This is a genomic window from Proteiniclasticum ruminis, from assembly GCF_900115135.1.
In the GTDB taxonomy this organism is placed as follows: domain Bacteria; phylum Bacillota; class Clostridia; order Clostridiales; family Clostridiaceae; genus Proteiniclasticum; species Proteiniclasticum ruminis_A.
The window spans coordinates 208344-221102 of record NZ_FOVK01000001.1 but is presented as its reverse complement, the minus strand read 5'-3'; the positions used below and the strand labels follow the sequence as shown (position 1 = coordinate 221102).

The window sequence follows — 12759 nt, the reverse complement described above, 5'->3', positions numbered from 1 at the left end:
ACTCTAGTTCTATTCAGTATAGCATGTTTGAGGTGTTTAGAATAGATGTTCTGTTTTCTTGGGGGTACGGTATGCTATAATTGCAATAATGAGTTCAATGGAGGTAATCACTATGAAAATCATTGCCCATAGAGGATTCAGCGGGAAATATCCAGAGAACACCCTGCTTGCTTTTGAAAAAGCAGTGAAAGCATCTTCGGATGCCATTGAGCTGGATGTGCAGCTCACAAAAGACGGAACACTGGTTCTTTTTCATGACGATACCTTTAGACGCCTCATTCAGACCGAAGGATTTTTACTGGATCATACTTTTCCTGATCTTGAACAGTTTCAGATCAGGAAAAGGCTGTTCAACAGAACAGTCTATGCACCGATCCTATCCCTGGAATCCTATTTCAACTGGGTTCAGGACCTGGATATCATTACAGTCATTGAGCTGAAAAACAATCTGCGCCCCCATGAAGGCATGGAGGAAAAGCTTGTTTCTCTTACGAAAAAGTTTAACCTGGAACACCGGGTGATTTTCTCCTCATTTCAAAAAGAAAGTGTACTAAAGCTGAAGGCTCTTGCTCCTCTTGTTCCCTGTGCCTATATTACGAAACTGAGAAAAGAAGAGGATCTGTCTTGGATAGAATCTGCGCAGCTGGAATTTATTCATCCAAAATTCACCAGTCTCTGGCCCTGGAATATAGCCAAACTGAAAAAACTGGGGGTGAGAATATCCCCATGGACCGTAAACCATCCTTTATTCATGTGGTATCTTCTCCACATCCCCAATCTGTATGGCATGATCACAGACAGGCCTGACAGATTGAAGAAAGTACTGGGGAGAAAAAGGAAAACCTGATCATCGAGCTGCTTATGGCAACTGGATGATCAGGTTTTTTAGTTACTGCTGTTCTTCTCCACCAAATGGACCCACTTCTTTGGAAAGATCAGCTGGTTCTTCCTCTGTCTGGATCATTTCTTCTTTCTTCTCTTCTTTTTTCACTTCATAGGAGGACACGGGTTCTCCATACTGTGTGAACTTGATGTTGAGTTTCAAGTCGTGAAGGGTAAACTTCTCAGCTGGGATGTCCAGAACGATATCATTATTGACGGAGGTCATAGAAATTTCTGGTTCCTCCATGGGAAGATTCTCCATCTCTTCTTCCAGAGCTTCTTCCACTTCATAATGGAGTGTCTGGTTCTCGGATTCATAGGTGCTGCTTTTCTCACCATGACTGCCAAGCCGCAGCTTTATATTGAGATCACTCAGATTATATTTTTCGATGGGAATTTCAAGGAGCAGCTCTTCTTCCACTGGATGATCCTCGGCAATCTTCTTTCCTTTTTTATGATAATCCTTATTTTTCAGCCCCATGATTTTGTTCACCTGATGGATGAGCTCCTCTATGGTTTTAAACTCGTACAGCTGGTCTTTATATTTGAAAGACGGCTGTTCGCTCCCCCACTTCCGGTCCTTTGAGAGCAGAGTGATTTCTGGAAACTCCTCTACTAAGGCTTTGACTATGTCCACGTGTCTGGGATTTGATGAGTTCAGTTTGATTTTCATTTTGATTCTCTCCTTTACAGGCGCCCTTCTCTTTGAAGTTTTGCCAGTCTTTTTCTGTATTTGTTGAATTTTCTTTCTGTCCGTATTATGAGATCCTCCTGACAGTTATAAGGATCATCTTTTGTCTGCATTCTTTTATATTCGCCAGTGGAAGTAAGAACTCGAGCTTTTGCTGTATCTTTCAAGTTCAGGTCCAGAATGGTTTTCAGCTTATGTTTTGCATCATCGTTGGTCACGGGAATCATCAGTTCTATACGTTTGTTGAGGTTTCTTTCCATCCAGTCCGCGCTGGAGATGTAAAGCTCCTCGTTTCCACGGTTATAAAAATAGAATATACGGGAGTGCTCCAAGAACCTGCCAACAATAGAACGGACCTTGATGTTCTCGCTGAGCCCTTTGATGCCAGGGCGCAGACAGCAGATGCCACGGATGATGAGATCAATCTCCACGCCATCCTTGGATGCTGCATAGAGCTTTTCAATGATGTCTTTGTCCACCAGAGAGTTCATTTTAGCAATCATATAGGCCTTGTGGCCCTCTTTTGCCGCTTTTCTCTCCCGTTCGATGAGCTGCGTAAAATAGTTCCGCATATCTTCAGGAGCCAGAATGGCCTGCCGCATCTTCCCATACTTATAATGTCCGGAAAGTCTGTTGAACAGATCGGAGATGTCCTCTGCAAGTTCTCCGTTGCAGCTGACGAGGGACACATCGGTATAGAGCTTGGCTGTGATGTCATTGTAGTTTCCGGTGCCCACATGGAAATACCGTTTTATCTCGCTGTTTTCCCTTCGTATAATGAGCAGTGCCTTACAGTGGGTTTTCAGACCCGTGACCCCGTAGATGACATGACAGCCTGCTTTTTCGAGCCTCAGCGCCCAGTTGATGTTGTTTTCCTCATCAAAGCGTGCCTTCAGCTCCACCAGTACGGTCACCTGTTTTCCATTCTCTGCTGCTTCAGCCAAAGCTTTCACGATGGGGCTGTTTCCAGAAACTCGGTAAAGCGTTTGCTTTATGGCCAGCACATCCGGGTCAGAGGCGGCCTGTTTCACCAGTTTCACAATGGTGGAAAAACTGTCGTAGGGATGGTGCAGCAGCGCATCTTTATGGGTGATGGACTGAAACAGATCGTCATGAGAAAGAAGCTCTGGAACTGGCAGTGGAATGATTTCTTTAAATTTCAAAGATTCATCCACATGGAGTCTACTGACTTTATGAAGAAAGCGAAGGTCCAAAGGTCCGTCAATCTGAAATACGTTTTCCTTCGTCAACTCGAATTCATCCATGAGATACTCCAACAGTTCAGAAGATATGTGTTTTTCCACTTCCAGTTTAATGACATTCCCCCATTTTCTCAGCTTAATGGTTTCTTTGATCACTTCCAAAAGATCATCGGCCTCTTCCTCGTTATATTCCAGATCGGCATTACGGCTGATTCTGTAACAGGAATAGCCAAGGATATCAAAAGCATTGAATAAATCTTTCAGCTTCAGCTTCAGAATCTCCTCCAGAAGGATATACTGCTTTTCAGTGTCTGAACTCCCGGGAATATAGTAGAACCGATCCAGCACATTCGGTACTTGAATGGTTCCGATGTGATGCTTTTCCAGGGAAGCCTTGTCCTCCAGAAGAACAGCGATATTGAGCGTTTCTGAAGTGATCAGCGGAAATGGCCTGGAAGAATCCACCACCATGGGGGTCAGCACCGGATAGATGCTGTGTTCGTAAATAGAATCCACATAGGAAAGCTGCTCCTCTGTGAGGCTTTTGTGGTCTAGAAACTCAATACCGATGTTCTTCAGATCCTTTTTGATTTTTCCGTTGACCAGATGATACAGATCATCTAAGAGGATTCTTGTCCGTCTGTTGATGGCAGTGGTCTGTTCTTTTGGGGTCATTCCAGAAGAATCTCTTTTATAGATTTTTGCGTGTATCTGATCGGATAAAGTCCCGTATCGAATCATGTAGAACTCATCCAGATTTGATATAACAATGGCGGCAAATTTCAATCGTTCGAAAAGTGGATTATTCTGATCCTTCACCTCTTCCAGAACCCGGTGGTTGAACTCCAGAAAACTCAGTTCCCTGTTGATGAAATCTTGGGGTGATGATAAATATGAATCCATGAAATTCCTCCTATCCTTCGTTTGTTTAGTTCTATTATATCCATTTCACCCGTTGAATTATACAAAAATTGCGATAAATTCATAAGAATTACATGTTTAAGGTCCAAGGCTCCTGGTTTTATGGACAACACTCCCTTCTCCCTGCGTCTAACTGATACAGTGTTAGGAAAGATAAAGAAACCCTGATATAATAGTATAAAATACGAAAGATTTGAAAGGAGGAGCTATGAGAATCGGTATCATCGACATAGGCTCTAACTCCATGAGACTGGTCGTTTATGACGTGCAGAAAACCTATTACACCGTGGTGGGTCAAGTCAGGCACTCAGCACGACTCGGTCAGGATATGGTGGAGAATCATCTCCATCCCCACCGCATCGATTATGGAATCCGTGTCCTCAAACATTTCAAATCCTACATGGACTCGAAAAATGTAACTGAGGTCATTGCGGTGGCAACAGAGGCAATAAGAAAGGCCAGCAACAAGGAGGAATTTCTAGGAAAAGCTAAAAAAGCTCTTGGGAAAGACATCCGGATCCTTTCAGGGGAAGAAGAAGCTTTTTATGACTATTATGCCACAGTGAACACTTTGGATCTGGACCGATGCCTCATGGTGGATATCGGCGGCAGCAGCACAGAGATTGCACTCATCCATGACAACAGGCTTCAGGAATCTATTTCCATACCATTTGGAAGCATTGTGCTCACAGAGCTTTTTGATCTCAAACGCAATCCCAAAGCTGAGAATCAGCTTCACCAGTACCTGAGAAATACATTTCGTGATGTGCCTTGGCTGAAGAATGCCAAGGGATATCCCATTGTTGGAATTGGCGGGTCCATCAGGACGCTTGGGAAAATCGACAGGTTCAGAAAAGACAACGCCATGTTCATATCCCACAACTACAGCATGGAGCAGAAAGATGTGGAGGAAATCTATGAGCTGATCAGAGGCTATTTGGGCGGGAAAGTTAAGAAGGTTTATGGACTCAGCAAAGACCGGGAAGACATCTTCATTGGTTCTTTAGCAACTCTAAACGTGCTTATGCAGGTGCAGAATGCCAAAAAAATCTTTGTGTCCAATGCGGGCATTCGTGATGGCTTACTTTTTGAGCACATACTCGGGAGAAATAAACGGGTTCGTGATGTGCTGGAGTTTTCTCTGGAGAACATCATTCAGAATCATATGTCTCCCGGCTATGAAGGAAAAGATCTGTTCAAGATCGTCAGCCCCCTCTACGGAGCGCTGACTAAAAAATATCCGTATCTTCTGGGCAATGGAAAAGTACTGAAAACCGCCACCTATCTATATGATCTGGGCACCAGTATCAATTACTTCCAACGGGACCGGAATACGTTCTACAGCATCCTCAATGCACCTATAAACGGGCTCAGTCAGAAACAGATCTTAATGGCAGCCTCCTGCGCTTCTGTTTTTTCTGCCAATGATCTTCTGAAGGAGTTCTTCAACAAGAAGATTCTATCCCAGAGAGATATGAGGACCATCGAAATGCTTGGAATACTCATTAAAATTGCAGAAGCCATCAACTTCGGCGTTTCGAAAGAGGCACAGGTGAAGAAGGTGGAAGTCACGGATGATGCCCTCGTCATTGAGGTCCATACCAAAGAGGATCCGATATTTAAAGAAGAAGAGCTGAAACCTTATCTGACAAAATTCAGATATCTTTATAAAAGACATTTAAGGGTACAGTTCCAGTACCGTGGGTAATCATATCGGTGTAATGAAAAGCTCTGGCTAGAAACAGCCAGAGCTTTTTGTGAGGTATGGATCTATTTTTACAGTCCGAACAATTTGTTCAGCAGGCCTGTGGTGGACAACAGGATGAGGAATACAAGAATTGGTACTACATATTTAATCAGAATAGACCAAAGCTTTTCTGTAACAAACTTGCTTCCGATTTTGATTTCCTTCACTGCATTTGGCACGCCCCAGACAAATCCGATGAAGAGAGCCCCCAAGAGTCCGCCCAACGGCAGCAGATAGTAAGATGTTACAACATCCAGGAAATCAAAGATTCCATAGCTTTTTCCGTCGATCCAAGGAATAAGGAAATCGCTCCATTCGCCCATGGATAAAGATGCGCCGATACCGATGATAAACATCAGGGTGGTGAATATGATTACGGATGTCTTTCTGCTCCACTTGAGCTTATCGATACCAAAGGCTACTGTAACTTCCATCAGTGAGATGGAAGAAGATAAGGCTGCAAAGAATACAAGTACAAAGAAGAGTGCTCCGAAAATGGAACCCAGAGGCATGTTCTCAAATACAGCTGGAAGCGTGATGAACATGAGTCCAGGACCTTCACCAGGCTTAAAACCTAAGGCAAACACAGCTGGAAGTATTGCGAATCCTGCAAGGATGGCCACCAGAGAGTCCAGAGAAGGAATGATGAAGGCGTCTTTTTCCATGTCCTCGTCTTTTCTCAGATAGCTTCCATAGGTGACCATGATGCCCATGCCAAGGGAGAGAGAAAAAAAGACCTGGCCAAGTGCGGCGATGACAACCTTCAGTGTAATTTCACTGAAATTCGGTGTTATGAAGTACTTGATACCTTCCATAGCTCCATCCAGCGTCACTGAACGCAGCACCGTAACCAGAAGAAGCACAAACAGTGCAGGCATCAGGAACTTGGATGCCTTCTCAATACCACCTGAAATTCCACGAATAACAATGATTGCAGTGAGTCCCATAAAAATCAAGTGATAAACAAGTGGTTCAACTGGTGAAGAAATAAAATTTCCGAAAAATACAGATTTATCTGTACCGGTGCCTGTGAAGGAGGCGACGATGTATTTCATAACCCAACCGCCAACAACAGAGTAGTAGGACAGGATCAAAAATCCTGCTAGTATACCGATACCGCCAACAAATCCCCAACCCTTCTTGATTTTGTTGTAGGAACCATAAGCATCAGAGTTCGCATGTCTTCCTATGGTCATTTCAGCCAGCATCAGTGTAAAGCCTAATAGAACTACAAGACCGATGTACACAAGCACAAAAGCGCCTCCGCCGTTCTCGCCCGCAAGATACGGGAACTTCCAAAGATTACCTAATCCAACAGCAGAACCAACGGCAGCCATCAGGAATCCGAATCGTGAGGACCAGGATCCTCTGTTATTTTCCATAATTATTCCCCCTTTTTATTTTTAGAGTTTGTGATTTTTTCTCCAGGATTTACATCTTTTGAGAAGCTTCACACATCCGCTAAAAATTATAGGTTATATTATAAGTGCAATAGAAAAACATTGGCAATAAAAATATGCTTATCCCACTCAAGATTCTCATATCCGTAAATTGAACTTCGTTTTTATGATGATTTATTATATTCTTTTCCATAAGTTTATGAGAAAAAGACACTTGCAATCCTTTACAAATGTCTTTTTCGTTATTACAGCTTGAAATTATTATAGAATTCAATATTTGATTGGGTTTCTTGGCATGGTTTTTGTGAACTACTTATCAAGGAATCGTTCAGTGCAGGCGGTGATGACTGTTTCAAGGACCGTGATCCTGGCATACCGTTTGTTGTTTCCATTGATCACCAGCCAAGGCGCTTTTTTGATATTTGTTTTGTCCAGCATATCATTGATGGCCTCTTCATAAAGATCCCATTTTTCACGATTTCGCCAGTCTTCATCTGTGATCTTCCAGACTTTGTTCTCATCAGCTTGGCGTGCCTCAAATCTCTTCAGCTGCTCTTCTTTAGAGATGTGGATGAAGAACTTCAATACGATTGCGCCAAAATTTGTCAGGGATGTCTCAAAATCATTGATCTCTTCATACGCTCTCTCCACATCTTTATTGGAGGCGAATCCTTCTACCCTTTCCACCATGACCCTGCCGTACCAGGAGCGGTCATAGATGGATATATGGCCTGTCTTGGGTACCTGTTTCCAGAAGCGCCACAGATAATGATGCCGAAGCTCTATGTCTGTTGGCGCAGCGGTGGTGCTGATCTCGTATCCAGTAGGATCCAGCTGCTGGATGATCCGCTTGATGTTGCCACCTTTTCCTGCCGCATCCCAGCCCTCAAACACAAGAATGAGGGGGATTTTCCTCTCATAGAGTGTATACTGAATGTCCCGCATCTCTTTCTGAAGCCGATCCAGTCTATCCTTATAGTCTTCTTTGCTCAGATCGTGATTTCCTTCATATTTCTTCAGGATATCAGGATACTTTCCATTGAAGAAACCATCTCTTTTTTCTGGTTCCTCCTCGGCTCTTTTCTTTTCCTTCTTCAGTCGTTTTTCCAAACGGTTCACGATGGTTTCTAGTACTTCGTTGACGGATACAAAGCTGGTTTCATACTTGATGCGATGCCAGGAGTTTTGATCCTCCAGAACGATCTTCTCCATCTCTCTTTTATAGTCTTCATCATTATCACGGTCATATTCCTGAGCTTTCCACATAGTTCTGGGGTTATCATACATCCGCCTGATATGTTCCTTCTGTTTATCTTCCTCAATGTCCACATAGAATTTGATCAGTTCTGTGCCATCATTACGAAGGGTCTTTTCAAAGTTTCTGATCTCCTGAAGAAGAAGCTTGCTTCCATCATATAAGCTGTCTTTGATGATATTATTTTTCATGGCAATGTATAAAGAGTACCAGCTTCGGTAATAGATATATATTTCCTGATGGCTTGGTGAGTTCACAAAATACTGCCATAAGAAGGGTTTTCTTCGCTCTGTCTCTGTTGGAGCATGGGTTGCGTAGAATTTGGTGTATCTCGAATCCAGAGCAAGGAGCAGCTCATTGGACAACCTGCCTTTGCCTGAAGCGTGCACCCCTTCAAACACAATCATCACAGGTACTTTATACTCCTTCAGCACACGCTGGAGATATCCGACTTTGGTCACGAGTTTCTCTTTTTCTTTGAGATATTTTTTCTGTTCTTTTTCTTCCATGAGGCACCTCCACTTCACTTTACCCTGAAAAAATCTGCAGGGCCGTCGTTCTCTTCTTGATAAGAGAGGAGAATGGGTAAAAATGTTTTACAAGCATCTATAATTCTATTATCCTATATTTAGAGCAAGAATGACTTCTTTTTTTGAATGTTATTATTTTTTTCACAGTTTACCCATAATCAGATAAAAAGTGGATACAGGAGGCCCTATGCGATTTGAAATCAAATCTTTTCACGAACTGACCGTCTCAGAACTATATGCCATGCTCCGAATGAGAGAAATGGTTTTTATTGTAGAACAGAACTGTCCCTACCAGGATCTCGATGATACAGACCAGAAAGCGCTTCATGTGTTTTTGTATGATGAAGAGCAATTGGCTGCCTATACCCGTATTTTCAAAAGTGGGATCAAGTATCCTGAAGCGTCCATAGGGCGTGTTGTTACCAGTCCTCTTCATCGTGGCAAAGGATATGGTGCAAAGGTAATGAAGGCATCTATAGAGGCGCTGCAAAGAATGGGAGAGCCTCATATTGTGCTATCTTCTCAAGCTTACGCAGAAAAGTTTTATGAAAAGCTGGGATTCAAAAGGACTGGAAAAGAACCCTATCTGGAAGATGACATCCCCCATGTGGAAATGGAGTTTAAAGGAGAGTTGGAACATGAGTGAGAAAAGCTACGAAATTGTCAAAAGCACGAAACCAAAACGGAAGCGGCAGAGCTGGAACGAATATTTTATGAGTATTGCCAAAGTTCTGGCCATGAGATCTTCCTGTGACAGAGCTTATGTGGGTGCTGTCATCGTCAATAAGGACAATCGGATCATCGCCACTGGATACAATGGCAGCGTAGGCAGTAAAACACCACAATGTGATGATATTGGGCATGTGATGCGAGATGGACACTGTATTGCAACACTACATGCAGAAATCAACTGTATCGCCTATTGCGCTAGAGAAGGAATATCTCTTAAAGATTCCAAAATTTATGTCACACACTTTCCGTGTCTCAACTGCACCAAAGCGCTGATCCAATCTGGTATTCGGACGATTTATTATCTGGATGACTACAGACTGGATGATTACGCGCTGGAACTTATGAGAATCAATCAGATTGAGACAATTAAGCTAACTATGGAAGATGAAGCATTATAATAAAAAATCCTCATCCAGTTCGGATGAGGATTTTTTTACTTGTCGAATAAACCGCCGTTCTTCTTCATTTTTTTAGGTTTGGAAGTTCCTTGGATACTCTTTTCCGGTCTGTCTGTCTTCCCATTTTTTCCGCTTCCTTGCTTCTTTGATTCAATGATCTGAAGCATTTTTTCTCTTGCTGTATTACTCAGTGCCATATTTATCCCCTTTCTGATCCGCTTTTCAGTATATCCTATGAAGGAGCTAAAGAAAAGCGGTTATTTCTCGTAAGGCTTTTCTTTCTTGACTAATTTCATCTGCTTCTTCAATTCCTTCTGCATGAAGTCCATGATCTCACTTTGCTTCATGGTGGCATTTTTATACTCTGCTGTTGCCACAAGGACCATGAGGTTGATATAAGCATAAGCCAGTGCTGTAGTGATCAGCGCTGCTGTGCTGCCGGAAATGATTCCGCCAACGACTGTTCCTGCACCAGGAATCAGTTTCAGAAGATTGCTCACCAGAGCCCTTCCCGTATAGACAGCGCCTGAAACTCCTGTGACCGATGAAACAATACTGGTGACAAGAGCTTTATTCATCGATACTCCGAAGATGCTCGTGATTTTTGCGATCATAGCCACTTGGCTGGATGCAAGGATGGGTGCATCCGCAAATGGAATAGGTGTGAAGCCCACCATGAAAGTTTCAGTGATAAATCCTCTGGACCATTTACGGGCAAGCTCCGCCTTTTTCATCACATCGACTTTCTGGGCGTTGATAAAAGCTGGCTCTACCTCCTCAGGCAGCAGCCTTAAGGTTTCATGGACCAGAGCCTTGAGACCGGTGACAGGAAGCTCTTGTGAACCGATTCTATAAGGTTTGGCCACCACTGGAATAACCCGCTCCAGCTTCAGCTTGAGTGAGTAGATGTAGTCCATGAGCATGGAAGTCTCTTCCTCCAGGATGCTCTGCGTGAGCACAAGAATCACCGGCAGTTTTTCTGAAAGCTCCCGTAGAAAACCCTCCTCAAAAGACTCCAAACGGTGACTGGCCGCACTGATGCAATACCAGACCGCATGTATTTCTTTGGATTTGTCTCCCATGGCGTGAGCTCTCTGTATTTCTTCCAGCACTTCTTTGCGTACTTCTTTCTGTACCTGCTCGTTCAGCTCGAACCCTTTTGTATCGAAAAGAACCAATGGAATCCCTTCTTTTGTGATCCGTTCCAGATGTTTGGTCACTGGTTTTCCGATTCCTGTCTGTGTGAGATTTTCCCGGAATACCGCATTGATGAGGGTGCTTTTCCCTACACCTGTCTTTCCTGCCACTAGGATATTGACAGGCGACATGGATTTTACTTCTTCTTCTGTTTTCTGTAATATGTCCTGAACTATATGTATAACATCCATTCATAATCCCCATTTCAGCTTTTCTTTCAGTGTACCAAAAAAGAGTCTGGTTTTCACCAGACTCCTGAATTGTTCAATTAAAGTACACGTCTTGCTGTGATAAATTTGTGATATCTCATGGTGGTGATTTCCACACTCTTGCCAGGTCTTGGGGAATGGACCATGTTGCCATTTCCGATATAGATTCCTACATGGGAGATGCTTCCACTACCAAAGAACACCAGATCTCCAGGCTGAAGATCAGCGTAAGCTACTTTTGTGCCTACGGTTGCCTGTGATCTTGATACTCTGGGAAGATTAATACCAAAGTTTCTGAACACATAAGAAGTGAATCCAGAACAGTCAAATCCGCTTGGTGTGCTTCCTCCCCATACATACGGTGTGCCAATGAACTTGTATGCATAGTTCAGTACTGCCTGTGCAGATGCGCTGGCTGGTGCACTGACAGATGGAGTGCTTGGCTTTGAAGGTGCTGGCTGTTGTGTGTTGCTGCTGTTATTGTTTTGAGCTTGTTGAGCTTGTCTTTCCGCTTCAAGTCTTGCAGCTTCTGCCCGTCTTTCCGCTTCTCTTCTGGCGGCAGCTCTCTGGTTGAGGATTGTTTTCCCCTGCTCAATGAGAGCCACTACTTTAGCATCGGTACTGTCTGTCACGATGCTGCTGCGGACAGCGCGTAGCTGGTCGATGGCGCCCTGAATCATCTCATCGCTGCTGCTGGAGTCTGCGATGATGTCGTCATTGTTTCCGATAAAATACAGTTCAGCCAATGCCAGGTTTCCAAGAATTTTCTTCTCTTCTTTTTCCATTTCTTCCAGAAGATCTTCGGCCTCAGCCATTTTGACTTTCTGCTGTTCCAGTCTTACAACGTTTTCCGCTTTCAGCACTTCAACTTCACGTTTTGCTGCATCCAGCTCTTCCTTCTGTGCAACGAGCAGGTCTTTGATTGCCTGAATCTCATCTAAAAGCTGTTTGTCAATCTTTGCGAATTTGATGATGGCATCAGCGCGGGCGATAAAATCGGCGATGCTGTCAGCCCCGAGAATGGTTTCGATCATGCCGTTGTTGCCCTGTTTATACATGGCTCTTAAACGCTCGCCATATTCTGTTTCTTTTTGGAGTAGTTCTATTTCAGTGTTTTTGATTTCTTCTGATTTTTGGGAGATTTCCTCATCCAATCTGTTGATATTGGCATCATTTTCTTCGATTTGAATAGTAATATCAGTGATTGTGTCAGAAATTTCTGCAATCTTTCCGTCGATTTCAGCCATTTTTGCTAAAATACTCTCATACTCAGTCCGTACCGCATCCAGTTCCTGCTGCTGAACATCGGTCAGCGGTTCCGCTTTAACAGGGATGGATCCGCCATAAACAATACTTATTGCGACTAAGGCTGCAGCTACTTTATATTTAATATTTCTCATTTCTACCTCCAAAAAGGAAAAATTCATAATGATTACAAACTTATTACAGATTGAATTATAATTTTAACTTATGAAGAACGTATAAAGTTTGCTCATTTTGTTAAAATAATCGCATCATTTTTTTCACTGTTTTATTACCATTTTTGGTAATACTCCAATCGTTGCGAAAAATGTTGTATGGAGAAGTAGAAATAC

General features: G+C 43.1%; 10 protein-coding genes and 1 pseudogene. 4 read left to right on the top strand and 7 right to left on the bottom strand.

Annotation, left to right across the window (positions count from 1 at the left end; all coding sequences use genetic code 11):
* Positions 1-112: 112 nt before the first annotated feature.
* Positions 113-847, top strand: coding sequence for a glycerophosphodiester phosphodiesterase family protein (locus BM243_RS01015; protein ID WP_074909187.1), 735 nt, complete (start codon positions 113-115; stop codon positions 845-847).
* Positions 848-889: 42 nt separating this feature from the next.
* On the opposite strand, the gene BM243_RS01010 is transcribed toward BM243_RS01015, so the two are convergent.
* Complete coding sequence (locus tag BM243_RS01010; RefSeq protein WP_074909184.1) at positions 890-1555, bottom strand: hypothetical protein; 666 nt, start codon at positions 1553-1555, stop codon at positions 890-892.
* A 14-nt stretch (positions 1556-1569) separates the two neighbouring features.
* Positions 1570-3690: pseudogene (gene ppk1, locus BM243_RS01005) on the bottom strand (polyphosphate kinase 1); the annotation flags it as partial.
* A gap of 214 nt (positions 3691-3904) precedes the next feature.
* Between ppk1 and BM243_RS01000 the strand changes: the two are divergent.
* The gene (locus tag BM243_RS01000) at positions 3905-5404 is read left to right on the top strand and encodes a Ppx/GppA family phosphatase (RefSeq protein WP_074909178.1); all 1500 of its coding nucleotides are present in this window, start codon (positions 3905-3907) and stop codon (positions 5402-5404) included.
* 68 nt (positions 5405-5472) lie between these two features.
* On the opposite strand, the gene BM243_RS00995 is transcribed toward BM243_RS01000, so the two are convergent.
* Both BM243_RS00995 and BM243_RS00990 read right to left on the bottom strand, forming a co-directional pair.
* Complete coding sequence (locus BM243_RS00995; protein ID WP_074909175.1) at positions 5473-6825, bottom strand: sodium-dependent transporter; 1353 nt, start codon at positions 6823-6825, stop codon at positions 5473-5475.
* A gap of 327 nt (positions 6826-7152) precedes the next feature.
* Positions 7153-8607 (bottom strand): hypothetical protein, encoded by a 1455-nt coding sequence (locus tag BM243_RS00990; protein ID WP_074909172.1) that lies wholly within the window; start codon positions 8605-8607, stop codon positions 7153-7155.
* A 208-nt stretch (positions 8608-8815) separates the two neighbouring features.
* Here BM243_RS00990 and BM243_RS00985 point away from each other — a divergent pair, with 208 nt between their 5' ends.
* On the top strand, positions 8816-9274 hold the full coding sequence (locus BM243_RS00985) for a GNAT family N-acetyltransferase (protein ID WP_074909170.1): 459 nt from the start codon (positions 8816-8818) through the stop codon (positions 9272-9274).
* On the top strand, positions 9267-9758 hold the full coding sequence (locus BM243_RS00980) for a deoxycytidylate deaminase (RefSeq protein WP_074909167.1): 492 nt from the start codon (positions 9267-9269) through the stop codon (positions 9756-9758). Before BM243_RS00985 ends, BM243_RS00980 begins: the two co-directional genes overlap by 8 nt.
* Positions 9759-9793: 35 nt before the next feature.
* Here the strand turns inward: BM243_RS00980 and BM243_RS15165 are convergent, their stop codons facing one another.
* The 3 genes from BM243_RS15165 to BM243_RS00970 form a co-directional block, all read right to left on the bottom strand.
* The gene (locus tag BM243_RS15165; protein ID WP_177213430.1) at positions 9794-9955 is read right to left on the bottom strand and encodes a hypothetical protein; all 162 of its coding nucleotides are present in this window, start codon (positions 9953-9955) and stop codon (positions 9794-9796) included.
* 60 nt (positions 9956-10015) lie between these two features.
* On the bottom strand, positions 10016-11146 hold the full coding sequence (locus BM243_RS00975; RefSeq protein WP_074909164.1) for a YcjF family protein: 1131 nt from the start codon (positions 11144-11146) through the stop codon (positions 10016-10018).
* A gap of 77 nt (positions 11147-11223) precedes the next feature.
* On the bottom strand, positions 11224-12564 hold the full coding sequence (locus tag BM243_RS00970) for a C40 family peptidase (protein ID WP_074909160.1): 1341 nt from the start codon (positions 12562-12564) through the stop codon (positions 11224-11226).
* Between the last annotated feature and the right edge of the window lie 195 nt (positions 12565-12759).

Excerpts from the sequence above, each read along its gene's own strand:
- BM243_RS00980 (WP_074909167.1), top strand. The coding sequence starts at position 9,267 with ATGAGTGAGAAAAGCTACGAAATTGTCAAAAGCACGAAACCAAAACGG.
- BM243_RS00995 (WP_074909175.1), bottom strand. The coding sequence starts at position 6,825 with ATGGAAAATAACAGAGGATCCTGGTCCTCACGATTCGGATTCCTGATG.
- BM243_RS00975 (WP_074909164.1), bottom strand. The coding sequence starts at position 11,146 with ATGGATGTTATACATATAGTTCAGGACATATTACAGAAAACAGAAGAA.
- BM243_RS01010 (WP_074909184.1), bottom strand. The coding sequence starts at position 1,555 with ATGAAAATCAAACTGAACTCATCAAATCCCAGACACGTGGACATAGTC.
- BM243_RS00985 (WP_074909170.1), top strand. The coding sequence starts at position 8,816 with ATGCGATTTGAAATCAAATCTTTTCACGAACTGACCGTCTCAGAACTA.
- BM243_RS15165 (WP_177213430.1), bottom strand. The coding sequence starts at position 9,955 with ATGGCACTGAGTAATACAGCAAGAGAAAAAATGCTTCAGATCATTGAA.
- BM243_RS01015 (WP_074909187.1), top strand. The coding sequence starts at position 113 with ATGAAAATCATTGCCCATAGAGGATTCAGCGGGAAATATCCAGAGAAC.
- BM243_RS00990 (WP_074909172.1), bottom strand. The coding sequence starts at position 8,607 with ATGGAAGAAAAAGAACAGAAAAAATATCTCAAAGAAAAAGAGAAACTC.
- BM243_RS01000 (WP_074909178.1), top strand. The coding sequence starts at position 3,905 with ATGAGAATCGGTATCATCGACATAGGCTCTAACTCCATGAGACTGGTC.
- BM243_RS00970 (WP_074909160.1), bottom strand. The coding sequence starts at position 12,564 with ATGAGAAATATTAAATATAAAGTAGCTGCAGCCTTAGTCGCAATAAGT.